This is a genomic window from Turicibacter sp. KK003 (genome assembly GCF_037014675.1).
In the GTDB taxonomy this organism is placed as follows: domain Bacteria; phylum Bacillota_I; class Bacilli_A; order MOL361; family Turicibacteraceae; genus Turicibacter; species Turicibacter faecis.
In genome coordinates this window covers 1,886,303-1,905,391 of record NZ_CP142738.1, presented here as the reverse complement: position 1 = coordinate 1,905,391, position 19,089 = coordinate 1,886,303, and the positions used below count along the sequence as shown (strand labels likewise).

The following is a 19,089-nucleotide window of genomic DNA, read 5'->3' as shown; positions in this document are numbered from 1 at the left end:
GCTTTTAAAATTTATTATCACTAAATGACGGGGCGTTTAACTTATCTTTTATAAAGTTTATTTCAAAAAAATGTAAAAAATACATATGTTCAACTACAAGGGAATATACTTAATTTGAATGTTTTTAATTATTTATATAAGATGTTTAATGAAATGGGGATATAAAATGTTGTTTATAGTACAGGTTTAATACATGGGATTCTCAGTTGATGATATATATATTCTAAGTGTAATTATGAAAGATAGGATTACTTTTAAGTTAGGGGGGGGAGGAATGCATCGAGGGAATAAAAACTTCTTCTTATTGTGGCAGGGTCAATTAGTATCCTCATTTGGGGATGCCATATATTCGATTGCTTTAGGATTTTTTGTTTTACAGGAAACGGGATCAACTGCAATTATGGGGAGTATTATGGCATTAGTGACTATTCCTAGAATTGTGTTAGGCCCTATATCAGGAGTAATTGTAGATAGGTGGGATAGAAAGAGATTGATTGTTTTAAGTGATATCATATGTGGAATAGGGATAATGATGATAGCACTCCTTGCGTCTAACAATCTTTTAGAGATATGGATGATTATTGTAATGGCGATGATATTAGGAGTCTGCTCTTCGTTTTTCAATCCTGCTGTAGAATCTATTCTCCCAGATATTGTTTCGAAAGACAAACTTATTAAGGCGACATCTTCTTACCAAATGGCGACCATTGGGGCTGATATATTCGGCCAATCAATGGGTGGGGTTTTGTATCCTTTGTTAGGTGCCCCAATGATGTTTTTAATCAACGGGATTTCCTATATATTTTCATCAATCAGTGAACTATGGATTAACGTACCTCGCGTTCAGAGAAAAAAAGCAAAGGTGACATTTAAAGAGGATTTTATTGAAGGACTCAAGTTTATTCTTAAAGATGAGGGACTCGTGAGGTTACTCGGTATCTGCTTTTTCATCAATTTTTTGTTTGGGATGATTAGAGTATCAATGATTCCATGGTTTGTGAATAGTTCTCATTTAGGGATGGAGAGATATGGCATCCTAAATGCCTTTCAAAGTGTAGGGTTGATAATAGGAATGATTTCCTTATCAGTCGTTAAGATAAAATCTCAAGATAAGTATCGCTTATATTTGATTTCAGTATTCATCTTTATAATAGGAATAGGACTGGAAGCTGTCCTAAATAACTTTATTTTAATTTTGATTTTCGCAGTATTATCATTTGGATTTCAATTCGTATTTAATACATTGTTAAATTCGACCCTTATGTTAAAAACTCCGACAGACAAACGAGGAAAAGTTTCATCAACAAAAATTACGATTGGAATGGCTATTTCACCGGTTGGTAATTTTATAGGGGGAATTTTATGCGAATTTTTAAATCCTCGATTGTTAATTATTTTAAATAGTTTATTGGGTCTCCTAATTGTTTCTATTATCGTGCTCCACCCATCTGTTAAAAAGTTTTTTAATGATGAATAGGGGAGAATTAGATTTGTCAATTTTAGACAATGTTGCTCAATACGTGATTCCTCAAGCATGTGGAAACCATACAGGTGTTCGTTTCGCAACGGGAACGAATGAATTGGGACAAGAATTACGTATTGATTGAAGCTGTCCGTCAATAATCAAAAGACACCTAAAAAGGAGACGAATGTGTAGTGAACCCCAAAAGTTGAACTTAATATTATGCAGCTAATTGGCTGGTACGAATTCGGTATTTGACTGGACTCATACCAGCCAATTTTCTTTTAATTCGTTTATGATTATAGTAGTAGATATAGTTTTCAATGGCTTCTTTTAACTCCTCATAGGTTTTAAATGTCTTTCCATAGTACATTTCTTGTTTAAGGATTCCAAAGAAGTTTTCCATCGGTGAATTATCTAGACAATTTCCTTTTCGTGACATACTTTGAAAAATTTTATGTGTTTTTAATGCTTTAACCCATTTTTGATGTTGATACTGCCAACCTTGATCGGAATGAAGGGTTATTCTATATTTTGCTTGTTTGAGAATAGGTAGGACCTGATTCAGAGATTCCATGACAAAATTCAAGTCAGGTTTATGGCTCATTGAATAGGACAAAATTTCACCGGTTGCCATGTCCATGATTGGGCTTAAATATAATTTCTTTCCTTCCTGCGTTTTAAACTCAGTCACATCTGTTGTCAATTTCTGATACGGATAAGGGGTATTAAATCGGCGGTTAATTCGATTCTTAGCCACTGTTCCAACAGTTCCTTTATACGAACGATATTTACGTGATTTATGACTAAACTTAACGCAAATAATTCCACGCTTTTTCATCAGACGATAGACTTTCTTATGGTTAACCCGATGACCTCGATGATGAAGCTCATCTGTGATTCGACGATAACCATAATTCTCATCATTTTCTTTAAAAATGCTTAAAATAAGATTTTCAAGTTCTTGATCTGGATTCTCTTGCGCCATCTTTTTAACCCAATAATGATAGGTTGATTTAGGAAATTTTGTGACCTTTAAAATATCACTTAATTTAAAATTAGCCGTTAATTCTTGGATGATTCTTGTCTCGATTTGATTCTTTGGTTCCATGGCGTAATCCCATGGGCGTGACACTTTTTTAAGTATTCATTCTCAATTCTGAGTAATTTAATTTCTTCTTCTAATTGTTGTTCACGTGTTAAAGTTTTCGGTTGTTTAGATGCTTTTAATTTTGGCATAGGGCTTTGAGACCTTCCTTTCGGTTTAAGTAATGCCTCTACACCGCCTTTTAGAAACGTTGCATTCCAATTCGCAATCGTTCCTATATCTGATATTCCAAAATGAATAGCAGTTTGGCTATATGAAGCACCTGTTGTCTTGATATAGTTTAATACATTTAATTTAAATTCTCCAGTATATACTTGTTTTTCTTTTGGTTGTAATCCGTTTTTTCCTTCTTGTTTATACTGTCTAACCCATGTTTCAATTTGTGATTGACTTGGAATCTGATATTTCTTAGCAAGCGATCGATAACCTAAAGTCCCTTGTAAATATTCATTAACAATCCTTAATTTGAATTCTGGACTATATTTAGCCATAGAAAAAACACCCCTAACGTTAGATTTTTTAGTCTAACATTTGGGGTGCACATCAATGTCGTCTCCTTTTTTTGTTGGAATAGAAATATGTACCCTAGAAATCCATTTGTTGTGAAGCGTTAGAAGCAATCCCAAACTGCCCCTGATGGGTTTGCGAGCCTTCATTATTTGATTTAAATTGACAACTCTTAAACTGTTATTTTATACTTATATTGTATGAAAAAGGAAATTAAAACATAGCGTAGAGACTACTCAGTGATTTAAAAATCGAGTTGTGAATGTAGTTTTGATGCTTGTTAAGGCAGTAAGAGCTTTTAATAGAGTACCTTATTTTAATGAGGAGACTTTATAAAAGTCACGATTCTAATTCTTTCAGCCATTAGGTTATGTTGGGTGATACTTGTTTACCTTTTAATTTTATTGAATCGTTTATTAGATTTTGTTAGGGAAAATAGGGAGAGATAAAGATGAAAAAATTATGTTTTTTATTCCTGTTAGTCGGTGTTTTAATGGTAGTAGTTCCACGTTCCTCTGAAGACGCTAGGGGATCTGTCGATGATGATAATATGGTTGAGGATAGAGCATTGACTTATGATGAGCTAATTCAGGAAGTAATGAAAAATGAAAATCTAACGGAAACGGAAGCTAAACAATTTATAGGTGTTAGTGAAGAAAACTCTGGAAGAGCTACCTATAGAATATATAAAGCTTCAGTTACTGTGACATCAACTTATAAGCCACAGGTCGTATTTTATTGTGAAACAAGTGAGTCAGGAGACAACAGAGGAATTTTATCGTTATTAAATACCTCTCTGAGTTGCGATTATAATGGGAGTACAAAACAATTTTCTGGAACGCTTTATACAAACTTAGAAAGTGCCTCTTGTATATACTTTGAACTAAATGGGGATTTCTATCATAAAGGTACGACTACTAGGACTGAAGAAAAAAACACAGTGAATTTTTCCGTTTCTTATGCTAGCAACCATTTTGAATATATTTATAAAGCGGACAGATATAAATTAGGTCGTTAATTTAAGATCCCATACTTAATAGGCTATTTTTAATGGATCTCTATCTTAACTTCATAAATCCGGGGGAGGGCGTTTAAATGAGTGATAAAAGATTATTTGTTGTAGTGTTGATTGTCTTTTCTGTTGTCCATAAAGGGGTTTTATATTTATTAAGTAAAGTAGCGATTCATTTGAGTGAGAATTTTCTTTTAAAGACGGTTGTCGCCGGGTTAGAGTTTATCCTTATCGCTTATACAGTTTTGTTTTGTGCAAAGGAAGGTAAAGAAAATAAAGTCATTCGTTACATTGGATTTACTTTTAGTGGGATTTTGATGATTATTGCAATCATTGGTGTTTTTCATTATTATGGGATGTTAAAATAACTTCGTTTGAAAAGAAAATTTAGGAGGGATGGCGCGGCTGAATCCCTCTTTTATTTTAGATTTTATCGTTATCTTGAATGCATCGCGTGCATTGACGCATGATAAGTAAAGAGTTAGGAGGTGACGCATGAAGAAAAAAGAGGTCTATTCTTCGAAAAGACAAATTAAATCTTTCTTCATCGCCTAAATGGATGGATTAGCGAGAATCTTAAAATTACTGAGTATCCTTATCCGGTCAGCATTTGACTTGTTTATCTTGTTTGTATTGCTTTATATGGTCTATATTGTCTTTATCAACTGATGAGCTAAAGACTAGGGGGAGAAAAAGAAAAAGACTTCTGCCACCTGTCAGAAGTCTTTGCACGAGTAGGATGCAAGGCTATAAATGGGAATCATAAGAAAGAGCTTAAGAAGACTAAGCTTTTTTTTTATGATTCTATTCAGCGATTGATTCGACCCCTTTGTACATAAAGTAAATTTCATGATCGTGAAATTTATTTTTGTGATAGAAGTCAGCGACAATTAAATTATTTGTCGTTAACGTTAATCCCGCTAATTTTTGTTCCTTTGTATACTTGGTCATGTAGTTGAGAAGTTTTGATCCGTATCCACGTTGACGAGCGCTCGGTGCAATGAAAAATTCATCAATGAAGAGTTCATCTTTGTACCACCATGTTCGCTCATGACAAAGCGCAGCCCCAATTAATTCTTCTTCATCTGTTAAAAGAAGGAAACCGACAAAGCGTGGATTTTGGCTTAACTCTTCAATGTATTTTTGGGCTTTGATGTCTGACCAATTACATCCCCATTGTTCATTGTTATAAACGTTTTGCAGTAACGCGGCACACTCTTCTAAGTATTCGTTTTCATAATAGGCGATTCTCATGCCTCTTCCTCCCTTCTTTATCTACTGCTAGCATATGAGAAGGAAGGGAATTTTATTAACGGTTTTATCGGGGAAAGAGGGGACAAAAAAAGCACCCAATCAAGGATGCTTTTTTTGATAAAGTGGCTAAATATCTTCCTAACTATTTGGTGAAAGTAAAGGTCGTGCTAGCACGATAAGTTTCACCTGATTTTAAGACTTGTGATTCAATATCAAAGGGGACGAGGTGAGTTTCGAAACAGACCCCTAGACGCGGTTCACCTTGACGATTATTTTCAAATAGGAGCTCATTCGTTAAGAAGTTTCCTGTATAAAACTGCATCGCTGGCGCTGTTGTTGAAACCGTTAGTGTTCGCCCAGAATTTAAATCTTTGAAGGTGACAACGTCTTTTGTATCAGAGAGTAAATACAAATGATCATAGCCTGATGCAAGGTTAAAAAGTTCTGTTTTTTCTTTGTTCGTTGGATCAATAAGTGTTGGTTGATTAAAGTCAAAGAGTGTATGTTCAACAGGCACCCAAGTTGTTGTAAAGGCTTGGGTTTTATCAATTTCGGCAACATGGCTTGCTTTTATTTGGAGTTCATGTTTGTCAACGGTTGTGCTGCCGTTTCCAGCTAGATTAAAGTAAGCATGTTGTGTGAAGTTTGCGAGGGTGTCTTGGTCTGTTATCGCCGAATAAGCGACGATAAATTGATTGCCCTTAAGAATATAATCAATGGTTGCCGTCAGGTTTCCTGGAAATCCAGCTTCCTGATGTGGAAGGGTCGCTGTGAGTCGATAACCTGAGTCGATGGTTTCGATGGCAAAGTTGGCATCACTGAGGCACTCGGCACCTCCATGAAGGTTATTTGGCCCGTTGTTAATGTCTAGTTGATAAGTTTTATTGTTTAAGGTGAAAGTGCCATTTTTAATGCGGTTAGCCGTTCGTCCAATGATGGCATTAAGGTAACACCCATTTTCAAGATAACTTTCCACGTTTTGATAGTTTAGCACGAGGTTTTGTGCGTAATCGTCAGCTGCCAATGCCACTTTTGTTAAACACCCCCCGATGTTTAAGAAGCGGACTTCTAATTCTTGGTTTTTCATTCCATATTCAATGATTTGTATTCCATTGAACGTACCTTTTACTGTTTGATTATATTGAATCATGTGATTTCCCCCCAGAAATTAAGATAAGATTGTTGTTTAGATCATTATTCCCTTAGCGCAGGGAACTTAAGCCCTGGCAGTTGAGGATAGCCACGAGCTTCGCTACGTGGCGCAGGAAACCCTCAACCTTTTAATCAATCTAGTTTCATCGAGCAAAGGCCCTATAAAGTTTCCTTTCGGCTCAGTTCTTCTTCGAAGAAATGGCCGAAAGTTCAACCCTTACGGTCCTTTAAACGCTCGCTTCAACTTTTTGTTTTTGTGCTGGCTCGTTTGATGAGTTGGGTTGGGATGGTGACTTTTTTGGCGATGGTGCGGTCGTTGGTGATGCGTTCGATGATAAGGTCAAGTGCTGTTTCTCCCATGTGTTTAGTGTTCATGTCAATGGTAGTGAGGGATGGGATAGTATATTGTGAAAGTGAGATGTTGTCGTAACTAATGATTGAGACGGTTTCAGGAACTTTAATATTATTCTCGTTCAGGGCTTTGAGGCATCCGATAGCGAGAGCGTCTGATGCAACGATGTAAGCATCGAGTAGTTTTCCTTTTTTAATAATATCCGACATAATTTCATATCCGGAATCAGCGGTAAAGGACCCAAGATAAATGTTATTTTGTTGGAATGCTTTTAACTTTGTCATTTGATTAATGTAAGTTGTGAGTCGAACATCGAGTAATTCCTGTCCATCTAGCGTTTTTTCGACTCCACAAATGAACCCAATTTTCGTGAGTTTTAGATCCACGAGGTAATCGATAATATCTTTTGTTGCTTCCTTTAGATCGGCAATAACGACGTCGATATTATAGTGTTTACTGTAACAATCGACGAGGACGAGGTGTGGGTGAGTCGCGTGAAGACTTTGGATTTCTTCTTCGCTATATTTCCCTAATGCAATTAATCCATCGAGGTTCATTGCCGAAATTTCATCATACGACGTTGAGGGTAAATAAATCTTTTGCAGTTGAATATTACGAGATTGACAGTGGTTTTCGATAGCCAGTCGAATCGACATATAATAAGGATCTGTGATTTCCTCAGCGACAGAGTACCAATAAATCAAACCAATAGTAATGGCAGTATTTCTTTTAGCGGTTTTATTCCGTTTGCTTAACGGAACATAGTTCAATTTTTCTGCCGCTGTCATAATCTTTAGTCGCGTATCATCAGAAACATTAAAATTTTTATCTTGGTTTAAGACACGTGAAATGGTTGTAATAGAAAATCCGGTTAAATCAGCGATATCTTTTATTTTAGCCATAGCACGTCCTCCTTTCTATCTAAGAGATTGAGTTATATTTTTATCGTGAATGCTTTAGTGTTGCGTTTTTATTTTCTAATAAAGGAAAAAAATGAACCTTTAAAGAACTCCCCATTTCATAAAGGTTACTATTTTTGTTACATTTTCTATTTTATCATTAACTTTTAGGAAATAAAATAGTCTTTTTTAATAAAAAGAAAACGTTTTATAAATAAGTGGGTGATTGGTGTATATTTAATCCTTATATAGGGAATCCTATAAGAAAATAGAGACGTTTATTATTGTTCTTTATTGGCGATAGGGGCAAACGGTGATTAAATCTTTAAGGATAATTGATGGAAGGGAAGGTTCTCTCCTTTAAATGGAGGAATGAGGAGAATTTTAGAGGGGTTTAGCTTATAAATAGCAGGCGTATACGTCGTTAAAAAGTGTTATAAACTGAAAGAGTCTAGATGGTAGGAGTGATTTTATGGAAAGTAAGATTGCGGCGCTCATGTCAACGTCTTTGAATGATGGAAGAGATTTATTTGATTTTATCATGAATGAGGATGAAAAAGTTTTATTGTCCTTTCGATCAGTACGGGATCGTTTAGTCGTAACGAATAAGAAATTATTAATTATTGATATTCAAGGGATTACCGGACGAAAGAAAGAATACATGATTATCCCGTTTTCGAAAATTACAGCTTTCTCATGTGAAAGCTCCGGAACATTTGATTTAGATGCGGAGTTAAAGGTCTGGGCCTCTGGTATCAATCAGATGCAATTTGAATTTATCAAGGGAACGAATATTCGTCCCTTGATTCAAGTGTTAAATCAAGCAATCTGTTAGTCTTATTTGAATCGCCATAAAAAATAGGAGCGGAAGACAGCCTCTCCTGTTTTTTATGGCGATTAATGATTCAAAGAGAAGGGAACGGTGACATGGAATGGGGAGTAGCGATAAAAAGTACAAATAGTAGATGTTTGATTTTAGTGTGATTAAGTTAAAAAATAGTTCAAAAAGTCGCATAGGTAATAAGACGATCATGTCCAACTGTTTTTAACTGTGGATGAAACAGCGTATTTAGAATAAATTTTTAAAAAAATGTAAGGGTTTTTAAAATAACCTCTTGATTTTTTTACTAAAAAACATTAAAATTTTAGTAGAGCAGAGAGAGCTGAAATGAAATGAATGAGAATAGAGAGGAAGATCATAATGAATATTGAAAAATTAAAATCGGCGTTTACGAAAGTTTTTGGAGTTAAAGAAAACATCCAACTATTTTTCTCACCAGGACGTGTTAACTTAATTGGAGAACATATTGATTATAATGGAGGATGTGTGTTCCCATCAGCGATTACTTACGGAACATATGCTGTTGTGTCACCACGCGAGGATCGCTTAGTTCGTTTATATTCAGGTAATTTCGAAGAATGCGGAGTGATTGAATTTAATCTATCGGATTTATCACATACAGAAGATGAGCACTGGAGTGTTTATGTTAAAGGTGTGATGGAACAATTTGAAAAAATGGGATTTGAAATTAAGACAGGATTCGATGCCTATGTTTATGGAACCATTCCAAATGGTTCAGGATTATCTTCATCAGCATCTCTTGAATTACTAGTTTCACAAATTTTAAAAGAATTAAACGGTTATGAGATTACAATGATTGACATGGTGAAATTATCACAACGTGCTGAAAATGATTACGTGGGCGTAAATTGTGGAATTATGGACCAATTCGCGATTGGAATGGGGAAAAAAGACTATGCCATCAAATTAAATACAAATGATTTAAGTTATGAATATGCGGAAGCAGATTTAGGAGATAATTCTATTTTAATTATGAATACGAATAAAAAACGCGAATTAGCGGATTCAAAATATAATGAGCGTCGTGGAGAGTGTGATGAAGCATTGGCACTTCTTCAAACGGTAGCAGATATTAACTATTTATGTGATTTATCAGAAGAAGAATTTAATCGTGTTTCGAATGTAATTAATAAGGATGTTTTATATCGTCGTGCTAAACATGCGGTTACAGAAAATGAGCGTGTTAAATTAGCGACACATGCTTTAGCAGCAAAAGATTTAAAACGTTTCGGTCAATTATTAAATCAGTCACATAAATCTTTACGTGACGATTATGAGGTAACAGGAAAAGAGTTAGATACTATTGTTGAATTAGCTTGGGCACAAGAAGGGGTTTTAGGTGCTCGTATGACAGGTGCAGGATTTGGAGGATGTGCGATTGCACTTGTTCAAAATGATGCATTAGAAACGGTGAAAGAGGCTATTGCTAAAGGGTATAAGGAAAAAATCGGATACGATGCACAACTTTATGTGGCAACAATTGGAGATGGGACAAAAACAATTGCTTAAGAAAGGGAGCGTATGGGGGGACGATGAAAGATATTTCATCACACCCTCTTCGTCTTTTGCCTAAGATTGTAGATAGATAAGAGGAGAGTAGGATATGGACATTAATTATGAGATTAATCGTTTAATTCAGTTTGGATTAGCACATCATATGATTGAAGAGGCGGATGTTTTATACGCTGCAAATAAAATAATTGATCTTTTAAAAGTACCATCGTTTGAGTACGAATCAGTTGAAGGTGAGGACCTTGAAAACCCAAGTACCATTTTAGAGGGGATTTTAGATTATGCGGTAAAACAAGGGGTTTTAGAGTGCGATAGTATTGATCACCGCAACTTATTTGATACGAAAATCATGGATTGCTTAATGCCACGTCCGTCAGAAGTGGTTAAAACATTTGAAAGCTACTATGCGAAAGATCCGAAAGAGGCGACACGTTATTACTATGACCTAAGTAAAGCTTCGAATTATATTCGTTTGAGCCGAGTGGCTAAAAATGTGAGTTGGAAAACAACAACAAAATACGGGGATTTGGATATAACGATTAATTTATCAAAGCCTGAAAAGGATCCTAAAGCTATTGCATTAGCGAAAAGCTTACCAAGTTCTAATTACCCTAAGTGTTTACTTTGTCAAGAAAATGTGGGTTATGCAGGAACGTTGAATCATCCAGCTCGCCAAAATCATCGAATTATTCCATTAGAGTTAACCGATGAATCATGGTTTTTACAATACTCTCCTTATGTTTATTACAATGAGCATTGTATTGTTTTAAAAGGTGATCATGAACCGATGCAAATTTCACGCTTAACATTTGAACGCTTGTTACAATTTGTTAGTCAATTTAAGCATTATTTTTTAGGATCAAATGCTGATTTACCGATTGTTGGGGGATCAATTTTGACACATGACCATTTCCAAGGTGGAGCTTATGAATTTGCAATGGAGCAGGCTCCAATTTTAAAAACATTAAATGTGTTAAATTATCAAGATGTAGAGGTTGGTTTTGTTCAGTGGCCGTTAAGTGTTTTACGCTTAAGAGGTGAAGATCGTGATCGTCTTGTTGAGTTAGGAGATCTTATTTTAACGGCATGGCGCACATATAGCGATGAGGCACTCGGTATCTTCTCACATACTGATGGGGTACCACACAATACGATTACGCCGATTGCTCGTTTTAAAGATGGAAAATATGAGTTAGATTTAGTATTACGTAATAATCGTACGTCGGATGAGCATCCAGATGGAATTTATCATCCACACGCGCATCTTCATCATTTGAAAAAAGAGAATATTGGATTAATCGAGGTCATGGGGCTTGCAGTGTTACCAGGGCGACTTCTTCATGAGCTAGATGTGGTGAAGCAAGCTTTAGTTCGACGAGATCCAAATGTATTGGTAGCAGCGGGTCTTGAAAAGCATCTTCCATGGCTTAAGGAGATGTTAGCAGCCTATGCATCAGTCACGGCAGAAGAGGCGATGGATTTAATTCATGATGAAGTTGGGCAAAAATTTGTTGAAATCTTAGAGTGTTGTGGTGTATATAAATTAACAGACGAAGGATTAGATGGGGTTCAACGATTTATTAACCATATTAATATTAATTGTTCGTTATAAGGAGGAAAAAAGATGAAAGTTTTAGTGACAGGTGGAGCTGGATATATTGGATCTCATGCCGTTTATGCCTTAATTGAGCAAGGTCATGAAGTGGTTGTTGTTGATAATTTAGTGACGGGACATCGTGCAGATGTTCACCCGGATGCAAAGTTTTATCATGGAAGTATTGCTGACTACTGCTTTATGACGGACGTTTTACGAGGGGAGAATGTAGATGGCGTGATTCACTTTGCGGCCTACTCATTAGTGGGTGAAAGTATGACAAATCCGTATAAATATTACGATAATAATATGAGTGGAACGAATGTTTTATTAAAAGCCATGGTGGATTGTGGTGTTTCTAACATTGTTTTCTCTTCAACAGCTGCAACTTATGGAGAGGCGATGAATATTCCAATTTTAGAAACAGATCCAACGAATCCGACTAATGTTTACGGAGAAACAAAGTTAGCGATGGAACGTATGATTAATTGGTACCACCAAGCACATGCGATGAATTATGTTTCGTTACGTTATTTCAATGTAGCGGGGGCTCATCCATCAGGACTAATTGGAGAGAAACATGATCCTGAAACACACCTTATTCCGATTATTTTACAAGTGGCGTCAGGTCGTCGTGAAGCGATTAACGTGTTTGGAAATGATTATGATACGGCAGATGGAACGTGTATCCGTGATTATATCCATGTGTGCGATTTAGCTGAGGCTCATATTTTAGCGATGAAATACTTAGTTGAAGGTGGAGAAAGTACGATTTGTAACTTAGGAAATGGCGAAGGATTCAGTGTTTTAGAAATGATTGAAGCAGCACGTGAAGTGACAAATCATCCAATTCCAGCGATTATCTCTCCACGTCGTGCAGGAGATCCAGCTAAATTAATTGCTTCAAGCCAAAAAGCGCAAGATATTCTTGGATGGACGCCTAAACATCCAGAAGTCAAAGATATGATTGCGAGTGCATGGGCAGTCGAAAAGAAAAAAATGCAAGCTTAATGCAAGCAAAAAATAAATAATAAAAAAAAGATGATCCCGCGTCTGCGTAGATCATCTTTTTTTGGGTTTGAAAGAAAGTCAATTTTTTAGAGAAGTCTTGATGAGGTATATTTTAGGTGCAAAGAGGTACTAAGAATTGAACTTCTAGGAGGTATAAAAGGGTGAATGGGAAGGTAGGGCTCGTCTTTTTTTGTGCTCAGAATATTCAAAGGTGTGCAAACTGTTACATCATTTGTATTGAAAACGTATTCAATTTGTGGTAAAGTATAGATGTTATCACAGAACTCGTCTTTTGGGAGTATGGTTTGATCTGGGGGGATAGACCGGTTGTGACGACATGAAAGGAATGTAATCACGTTTAGTATTAATGAATGATCCTTCATCGACGGGATGGAGGAACGAAATGAATGATTTTTTATTATTTAATGATAAAAGCTACTTCACGGTGAAGTAGCTTTTTTTATGTTAAAATATAGTCATTTTTTAAGGAATCAGTCTCTGAAAAGTCGTAGCCTTGAAGTAAGTTCATATGTGAGAAAAGCTGAAAAAGATAAAGATCGCTCATCAGTTCTTCGTGAGAGTGGGTCCCGTTAGGTTCGATGAGTTCAATCTCGGTTAGGGGGTCTTCTCCATAATAGGTTTCGATATGAGCGATGAGTTCAATAGAGGGAGAGGGATGCTTTCCCATGTAGCGCAACATTCTTTCGATTTCAGATACGGTTTGTTCTAGGTTTAATTGTTTTAAGGTGATGAGTTCCGATGAGTTGAAGGTTTTATCATATTCCATTTTATAAAGACATCGCCCGAGTTCGTGGACAACAAAGAAGAGGTAATAGATATCAACATCATTTCCGGTAAAATCAATGGCGCCATCATGGCGCTTATAACTAATGAGGTACTTCATTAAAATCCCCTCCTTAAAATAAGTGCTTACTACAGTTTATTCAATAGAAGGTAATAATTTAACGAAAGAGGAGAATTACTTAAAAAAAGATTCAAAAAAATAGGGGGATATATTTTTATTTTGTTCATCATAAAACGTACAGTAAATGGTTTCGGGATGGACGCCGTTTAAGTTATAAACATACAGGAAGTAATCCTTATTTGATAGATTTTCGAGAAAGGTTTCTTGGTTTAGAATGAGTTCAAGCGTGCTTGCTTGCAAGTTTTCGTTGGCTCCCCAGATGATGAAGTAATCCTTTGTTTGGTACGTTTGACACTGGTTGGTATGGGCATGGAGGGCCGCTTGATGTTCACCGTCAAAACTATATCTCCAAAATAGAAGTGCATTGGGTTTATACCAGGCAACATCTAATTGATGCGTTTTTTCATTACGATATAAAATAAATATCTTCTCATCCCAATTCAGCTGTTTAATCACCTCAATTTCGTTACCTAACCGTCGACTTAAATGTGTCGTAAGTTCTGAGGGTGAGGCGGTTGTAAAGTGTAAGAGAGCTAAATCGACGGCGAGAAGTATAAAAAGGGCAGATAGACATTGGCGTTTAAGTTGCTTAATCATATAGGATCCTCCTAATGGTAAGTCGTCTTTTAAATGTATGCGCAGAAGCGGGGGATTATCATTTTAGAAGAGGATATTTTGAAAACGTGGTATAATGAATGAAAGGGCTTTTGAAAAGGAGTGAGAACATGGATTTAATTTTAGCCATTGATCAGGGAACAACGAGTACGCGAGCGATTGTATTTAATAAACAAGGCGAAATCATTGAGAAGGCGCAAGAAGAAATTTCATGTCTCTATCCCAAGTCAGGGTGGGTCATGCAAGACGCGAATGAAATTTGGATTTCGACCTTAGCGGTACTGAATCGGATCCTGTTATCTCCCAATATTGATGTGAATCAAATAAAAGGGATTGGAATTGCGAATCAACGTGAGACTACTCTTTTGTGGGATAAAAAGACAGGGCGTCCGCTTGATTTAGCCATTGTGTGGCAGTCTAGACAAACGGAGTCGATTTGTGAGGAGTGGAAAGCACGAGGACTTGAAGATTGGGTAAAATCTAAAACTGGATTATTAATTGATCCCTATTTTTCAGCCTCAAAAATTCGTTTTTTATTAGATACCATTCCCGGAATTGAAGAGAAAGTAAAAAATGGCGAGGTGCTATTTGGGACGATTGATAGTTATTTAGTTTGGAAACTTTCTGGGGGAACGACGCACATTACGGATGTAACGAATGCTTCTCGAACGCTGTTATTTAATATTCATACGGGGGAGTGGGATGATGAATTACTGGAGGCATTTAACATTCCAAGGTGTATTTTGCCTAAGGTTTGTCAGACATCGGAAGTGTATACGGAAACTGCAGCTCATTTAATGGGACGTTCAATTCCAATCGCAGCTGTTTGCGGTGATCAGCAGGCTGCTCTATTCGGACAAGCGTGTTTTCATAAGGGTGCTGTTAAAAATACGTATGGAACAGGCTGCTTTGTATTAATGAATACAGGAACAAAACCGGTGTGCTCTAATCATGGGTTATTGACGACGGTTGCTTGGAAGATTAAGGGGGAAGTTTACTATGCTTTAGAGGGAAGTGTGTTTGTGGGGGGAAGTGCGATTCAATGGCTACGAGATGGTTTACGGTTAATCAAGCATGCGAGCGACTCAGAATGTTATGCGAATCGGGTGGAGGATTGTGACGGCGTTTATGTGGTTCCTTCTTTTGTCGGATTAGGGACCCCTTATTGGGATAGTGAGGTGCGAGGGGGAATGTTTGGATTGAGCCGCGGAACAACGAAGGAACATGTGATTCGTGCAACACTTGAGTCGATTGCTTATCAGAGTAAAGACGTTATTTTAGCGATGGAAGAGGATATTCATCAATCAATTAGCGAATTAAAGGTTGATGGAGGGGCTGTTCAAAATAAATTTTTGATGCAGTTTCAAAGCGACCTTTTAGGTGTTAATGTACTCGTTCCTACGGTGACGGAAACGACGGCTTTAGGGGTTGCTTGTTTAGCAGGGCTTGCAACAGGTGTTTATCGGCATCTTGATGAAATTGCTGATTCAGTTCAGGCAGGACAGCGTTATTTCCCCCAGATGGACGAAAAAAGGCGAGTGCAACTCTATGAAGGGTGGAAATGCGCAATTCAAGCGGTACGAATTTTTAAAGCGTAAGGATCGAAGGGGCACCGGAGTAGGGGAAATAATTAATCCTGGAATCTATCCTTATAAGTACAAAATATGACAAAAAAATCGGCTATTGTTTCGTATAATAAAGAAGCAATAGGGGTGTGATTAGCAGAGAAAAAACTAGATTGATGATGGTTGGCAGCGTCTAACGATGATTGATTTAGTTTTTTTCTTTTGGGGATGCCCTGTCCGTTAGAAGAGGAATTTTTTAGAGTACACGGCGATGCGTCTAGGCGTGAAGCGCCTTTACCCAATAGGGTTATTAATAAGGGGGGAATACGGTGCTTGGGACGGTTGTTAATGCGGCGGCAATTCTAATTGGTGGAGGAGTTGGCTTGTTACTGAAGGGCGGGTTACCTAGTCGATTTAGTGAACAGGTTATGAGGGCTTTGTCGTTGTGTGTGTTATATATTGGGGTAACAGGAATCTTCGAGGGAGGCCAGACCCTTCGGTTGATTTTATCGATGGTCATCGGCACGTTAATCGGAGAAGGATTAGATTTGGATGCTAAAGTTGGGAGAATTAGTTCGTGGGTTGAACGCAAATTTCATCGACCGAATCAACATGTATCATTAGCTGAAGGATTTTTAACGGCTAGCTTATTATTTTGTGTGGGGGCGATGTCAATTGTAGGAGCACTTGAGGATGGACTAAAGGGAGATGCGTCTATTCTTTATACGAAGTCGATGCTTGATGGAATTTTCGCTCTTATTTTTTCATCAAGTTTAGGGGCAGGCGTTGTCTTAGCTAGTCTATTTGTTTTTATTTATCAAGGCTCTCTTTCGCTCTTAGCAGGAGTTATATCGCCGTTTTTAACGGAGGGTGTTATTTCGGAGATGACGTGCGTGGGTTCATTGATTATTATTGGATTGGCGCTCAATATGTTGAAAATAACAGATTTAAAGTTAATGAATTTTGTTCCATCTATTTTTATGCCAATTCTGTTAGCTATTATTAACTAAATAGGATGATTTTAGGTCATTGATTCCCGTGAGAATCTTGAAAAAAAAGTAAAAAAAAAGAGTAATAATACGTATCTAAGAAATTAAGGAGTATAATTAAGGAATGGCCGGTAAGTTTAATAAGAGATTGGAGTGGAGAGAATGATAGAGGATATTTTTGGGGAAAAATTACCGAATCAACAGTATAAGGATCGCAGAGGTGTATATGCCATCATTTTAAATGAAAAGAATGAGGTGGCGACGGTCAAACTTCCACATGGGTATGTTCTACCAGGAGGAGGGGTTGAAGGTGATGAAACAAAAGATGAGTGTCTTCGTCGAGAATGTTTAGAGGAATTAGGATGGGAAATTGAAATTAATCAATTTGTTTGTGTCGCGTCGAATTATCACTATTCAATGTATCGAAAGCAATACTTACATTCAATTGGTTATTTTTATTTAGCAACCTATGTCAAGCAAGTGACGGCTCCAATTGAAAAGGATCATCAATTAGTTTGGATGAGTTTAGAAGATTGTCGCTTAAATCTGATTTTAGATCATCAGGCGTGGGCAATCGAAAAAGTAATCGGTATCTTAGGTCAGCTGTAATCAAACAGCTGGACGATTACTTGGAAAATTTCGCTAATTGTTGTGAAGGAATATTTTTTTCTTAATATACATCCAAGGGATGTGCTATAATAATATAAAACTTTTAAAGGAGTGAGGAAAATGTTGGAAACGTTAAAGTTTAGACGTCAAAAATTAGGGGGAAATATTAAAGATAATTCATTATTAATTATTTTCTCAGGAGAGGCGCCTGTACGATCAGGAGATCAGTTTTATGACTATACACCTCACCGTAACTTCTACTATTTAACGAATTTAGACCAACCGAAGATGGCCTATGTTTTACGTAAATATAACGGTGTGATGGAAGAATATTTATTTATTGAACAAGTAACAGAGCTCGAAGAAAAATGGACAGGTAAACGTTTAAGTAAGGAAGAAGCAACTAAAAAATCAGGGATTAAAAATGTATTACCGATTGATGAACTGCGTACGGTTCTTGGTCGATGGTTATTAAATGATAACTTTGAGAATGCCTATTTTGATTTTGAGCGTGGATCTTATCAGCATGCAGATACCGTTCAAGTCTTATTTGCTAAGGAATTAAAGCGTCAATATCCATTTTTACACGTTCAAAATATTTATCATGATATCACCGCTTTACGTTTAATTAAATCAGAAGATGAAATCACCAACATGCGAACTGCGATTGAAAAAACTCGTTTAGGGATTGAAGCTTTAATGAGAAATTCTAAACCTGGAATGTATGAGTATCAATTAGAAGCACATTACGATTTTGTGATTAAAACTGAGGGAGTAAAACATACGTCGTTCCATACGATTGCTGCGGCTGGTGCTAATGCGACGGTTCTTCACTACGATAAGAGTACATCTATTTGCCAAGATGGAGATTTAATTTTATTTGATCTTGGATGCGAATGGAATTACTATTGTTCAGATATTTCGCGTACTTTCCCAATTAACGGAAAATTCAGTGATCGTCAACGTGAAGTCTACGAGGCTGTTTTAGAAGCTCAAATGGAAATTATTGATAACGTTAGACCAGGACTTTCAATGCAAGATTTAAATGAATTTGCGCGTAAAAGATTAGCAGAGGCGTGTCGAAAAGTAGGATTAATTGAGAAGGAAGAAGACGTAGAGAAGTATTATTATCATAAAATTGGTCACTATTTAGGATTAGATACACATGATGTTGGAGGTCGTGGTGGGATTTTACAACCAGGAATGGTTATTACGATTGAGCCAGGACTTTATATTGCGGAAGAAGGAATTGGAATTCGTATTGAAGATGATATTCTTGTCACAAAAGAGGGACATGAAAACTTATCAAAAGATATTATTAAATCAGTGGATGATATTGAAAACTTTATGAAAAAATAATTAATTTTCCCCTCGTAGACTAAGGTCATGAGGGGATTTTTTTGTAGTTCGTTAGTGGTAATTAAATTCGCTGCCGTTGTATGTTCGGTGAATAGTCACCCTTGAAAAATAGTTCTAATGATGAGATAAATCATTTAAGAAGAGAGAGGCTTCGTCGGTGGAACAGGATTCAGTGAAAAGAGGGATGACCATTCGCCTTTTTATTGTAAAATACAGGAATGTGATTTCAAGTGCATTTGTGATAAAATTCATCAAAACTTGACAAAATGAGTAGGTTATTGATAATCTAAAAGTATATACCC

Annotated in this window: 18 protein-coding genes; 11 read left to right on the top strand and 7 right to left on the bottom strand. The window is 36.6% G+C overall.

The window, feature by feature from the left end:
* Positions 1-274: 274 nt before the first annotated feature.
* Positions 275-1,477 carry an MFS transporter gene (locus VXM77_RS09290; protein WP_338506142.1) on the top strand — a complete coding sequence of 401 codons (1,203 nt, stop codon included), beginning with the start codon at positions 275-277 and terminating at the stop codon, positions 1,475-1,477.
* A gap of 205 nt (positions 1,478-1,682) precedes the next feature.
* On the opposite strand, the gene VXM77_RS09285 is transcribed toward VXM77_RS09290, so the two are convergent.
* Together VXM77_RS09285 and VXM77_RS09280 are read right to left on the bottom strand one after the other, a co-directional pair.
* Positions 1,683-2,573, bottom strand: coding sequence for an IS3 family transposase (locus tag VXM77_RS09285; RefSeq protein ID WP_161832944.1), 891 nt, complete (start codon positions 2,571-2,573; stop codon positions 1,683-1,685).
* Positions 2,528-3,061, bottom strand: a complete 534-nt coding sequence (locus VXM77_RS09280; protein ID WP_161832943.1) for a helix-turn-helix domain-containing protein — start codon at positions 3,059-3,061, stop codon at positions 2,528-2,530. Before VXM77_RS09280 ends, VXM77_RS09285 begins: the two co-directional genes overlap by 46 nt.
* Positions 3,062-3,528: 467 nt before the next feature.
* On the opposite strand from VXM77_RS09280, the gene VXM77_RS09275 reads away from it, so the two are divergent.
* Positions 3,529-4,095, top strand: coding sequence for a hypothetical protein (locus tag VXM77_RS09275; RefSeq protein WP_161831208.1), 567 nt, complete (start codon positions 3,529-3,531; stop codon positions 4,093-4,095).
* Between the two features lie 77 nt (positions 4,096-4,172).
* Positions 4,173-4,457 (top strand): hypothetical protein, encoded by a 285-nt coding sequence (locus tag VXM77_RS09270; protein ID WP_161831207.1) that lies wholly within the window; start codon positions 4,173-4,175, stop codon positions 4,455-4,457.
* A gap of 436 nt (positions 4,458-4,893) precedes the next feature.
* Here VXM77_RS09270 and VXM77_RS09265 read toward each other — a convergent pair whose 3' ends face one another.
* From VXM77_RS09265 to VXM77_RS09255, 3 genes are all read right to left on the bottom strand, one after another.
* Entirely contained in the window at positions 4,894-5,343 is a 450-nt protein-coding gene (locus VXM77_RS09265; RefSeq protein ID WP_161831205.1) for a GNAT family N-acetyltransferase, read from the bottom strand.
* A gap of 142 nt (positions 5,344-5,485) precedes the next feature.
* Complete coding sequence (locus tag VXM77_RS09260) at positions 5,486-6,493, bottom strand: aldose epimerase family protein (RefSeq protein WP_161831203.1); 1,008 nt, start codon at positions 6,491-6,493, stop codon at positions 5,486-5,488.
* A gap of 242 nt (positions 6,494-6,735) precedes the next feature.
* Positions 6,736-7,749, bottom strand: a complete 1,014-nt coding sequence (locus tag VXM77_RS09255; protein ID WP_161831201.1) for a LacI family DNA-binding transcriptional regulator — start codon at positions 7,747-7,749, stop codon at positions 6,736-6,738.
* A 469-nt stretch (positions 7,750-8,218) separates the two neighbouring features.
* On the opposite strand from VXM77_RS09255, the gene VXM77_RS09250 reads away from it, so the two are divergent.
* From VXM77_RS09250 to galE, 4 genes are all read left to right on the top strand, one after another.
* Complete coding sequence (locus tag VXM77_RS09250; protein ID WP_262951126.1) at positions 8,219-8,581, top strand: PH domain-containing protein; 363 nt, start codon at positions 8,219-8,221, stop codon at positions 8,579-8,581.
* 366 nt (positions 8,582-8,947) lie between these two features.
* The gene (locus tag VXM77_RS09245) at positions 8,948-10,117 is read left to right on the top strand and encodes a galactokinase (RefSeq protein WP_161831197.1); all 1,170 of its coding nucleotides are present in this window, start codon (positions 8,948-8,950) and stop codon (positions 10,115-10,117) included.
* Positions 10,118-10,211: 94 nt separating this feature from the next.
* The gene (gene galT, locus VXM77_RS09240; protein ID WP_338506138.1) at positions 10,212-11,732 is read left to right on the top strand and encodes a UDP-glucose--hexose-1-phosphate uridylyltransferase; all 1,521 of its coding nucleotides are present in this window, start codon (positions 10,212-10,214) and stop codon (positions 11,730-11,732) included.
* Positions 11,733-11,744: 12 nt separating this feature from the next.
* Positions 11,745-12,725, top strand: coding sequence for a UDP-glucose 4-epimerase GalE (gene galE, locus VXM77_RS09235; RefSeq protein WP_161831194.1), 981 nt, complete (start codon positions 11,745-11,747; stop codon positions 12,723-12,725).
* Between the two features lie 460 nt (positions 12,726-13,185).
* Here galE and VXM77_RS09230 read toward each other — a convergent pair whose 3' ends face one another.
* Together VXM77_RS09230 and VXM77_RS09225 are read right to left on the bottom strand one after the other, a co-directional pair.
* Entirely contained in the window at positions 13,186-13,629 is a 444-nt protein-coding gene (locus VXM77_RS09230; protein WP_202618704.1) for a hypothetical protein, read from the bottom strand.
* Positions 13,630-13,704: 75 nt separating this feature from the next.
* On the bottom strand, positions 13,705-14,247 hold the full coding sequence (locus tag VXM77_RS09225; RefSeq protein ID WP_161831192.1) for a hypothetical protein: 543 nt from the start codon (positions 14,245-14,247) through the stop codon (positions 13,705-13,707).
* 128 nt (positions 14,248-14,375) lie between these two features.
* Between VXM77_RS09225 and glpK the strand changes: the two genes are divergently transcribed.
* The 4 genes from glpK (at position 14,376) to VXM77_RS09205 (ending at position 18,787) form a co-directional block, all read left to right on the top strand.
* Positions 14,376-15,863, top strand: coding sequence for a glycerol kinase GlpK (glpK, locus tag VXM77_RS09220; RefSeq protein WP_161831190.1), 1,488 nt, complete (start codon positions 14,376-14,378; stop codon positions 15,861-15,863).
* A gap of 296 nt (positions 15,864-16,159) precedes the next feature.
* The gene (locus VXM77_RS09215; RefSeq protein ID WP_161831188.1) at positions 16,160-16,840 is read left to right on the top strand and encodes a DUF554 domain-containing protein; all 681 of its coding nucleotides are present in this window, start codon (positions 16,160-16,162) and stop codon (positions 16,838-16,840) included.
* A 141-nt stretch (positions 16,841-16,981) separates the two neighbouring features.
* A complete protein-coding gene (locus VXM77_RS09210) occupies positions 16,982-17,428 on the top strand; it encodes an NUDIX domain-containing protein (RefSeq protein WP_161831186.1) in 447 nt (148 codons plus the stop codon).
* Between the two features lie 120 nt (positions 17,429-17,548).
* Positions 17,549-18,787: an aminopeptidase P N-terminal domain-containing protein gene (locus tag VXM77_RS09205; RefSeq protein ID WP_161831185.1), complete on the top strand. Its 1,239-nt coding sequence runs from the start codon at positions 17,549-17,551 to the stop codon at positions 18,785-18,787.
* Positions 18,788-19,089: the final 302 nt, after the last annotated feature.

Excerpts from the sequence above, each read along its gene's own strand:
- VXM77_RS09250 (WP_262951126.1), top strand. The coding sequence starts at position 8,219 with ATGGAAAGTAAGATTGCGGCGCTCATGTCAACGTCTTTGAATGATGGA.
- VXM77_RS09210 (WP_161831186.1), top strand. The coding sequence starts at position 16,982 with ATGATAGAGGATATTTTTGGGGAAAAATTACCGAATCAACAGTATAAG.
- VXM77_RS09245 (WP_161831197.1), top strand. The coding sequence starts at position 8,948 with ATGAATATTGAAAAATTAAAATCGGCGTTTACGAAAGTTTTTGGAGTT.
- VXM77_RS09270 (WP_161831207.1), top strand. The coding sequence starts at position 4,173 with ATGAGTGATAAAAGATTATTTGTTGTAGTGTTGATTGTCTTTTCTGTT.
- VXM77_RS09230 (WP_202618704.1), bottom strand. The coding sequence starts at position 13,629 with ATGAAGTACCTCATTAGTTATAAGCGCCATGATGGCGCCATTGATTTT.
- VXM77_RS09255 (WP_161831201.1), bottom strand. The coding sequence starts at position 7,749 with ATGGCTAAAATAAAAGATATCGCTGATTTAACCGGATTTTCTATTACA.
- VXM77_RS09265 (WP_161831205.1), bottom strand. The coding sequence starts at position 5,343 with ATGAGAATCGCCTATTATGAAAACGAATACTTAGAAGAGTGTGCCGCG.
- galT (WP_338506138.1), top strand. The coding sequence starts at position 10,212 with ATGGACATTAATTATGAGATTAATCGTTTAATTCAGTTTGGATTAGCA.
- VXM77_RS09205 (WP_161831185.1), top strand. The coding sequence starts at position 17,549 with ATGTTGGAAACGTTAAAGTTTAGACGTCAAAAATTAGGGGGAAATATT.
- VXM77_RS09260 (WP_161831203.1), bottom strand. The coding sequence starts at position 6,493 with ATGATTCAATATAATCAAACAGTAAAAGGTACGTTCAATGGAATACAA.
- VXM77_RS09290 (WP_338506142.1), top strand. The coding sequence starts at position 275 with ATGCATCGAGGGAATAAAAACTTCTTCTTATTGTGGCAGGGTCAATTA.
- glpK (WP_161831190.1), top strand. The coding sequence starts at position 14,376 with ATGGATTTAATTTTAGCCATTGATCAGGGAACAACGAGTACGCGAGCG.
- VXM77_RS09275 (WP_161831208.1), top strand. The coding sequence starts at position 3,529 with ATGAAAAAATTATGTTTTTTATTCCTGTTAGTCGGTGTTTTAATGGTA.
- VXM77_RS09285 (WP_161832944.1), bottom strand. The coding sequence starts at position 2,573 with ATGGAACCAAAGAATCAAATCGAGACAAGAATCATCCAAGAATTAACG.
- VXM77_RS09225 (WP_161831192.1), bottom strand. The coding sequence starts at position 14,247 with ATGATTAAGCAACTTAAACGCCAATGTCTATCTGCCCTTTTTATACTT.
- galE (WP_161831194.1), top strand. The coding sequence starts at position 11,745 with ATGAAAGTTTTAGTGACAGGTGGAGCTGGATATATTGGATCTCATGCC.
- VXM77_RS09280 (WP_161832943.1), bottom strand. The coding sequence starts at position 3,061 with ATGGCTAAATATAGTCCAGAATTCAAATTAAGGATTGTTAATGAATAT.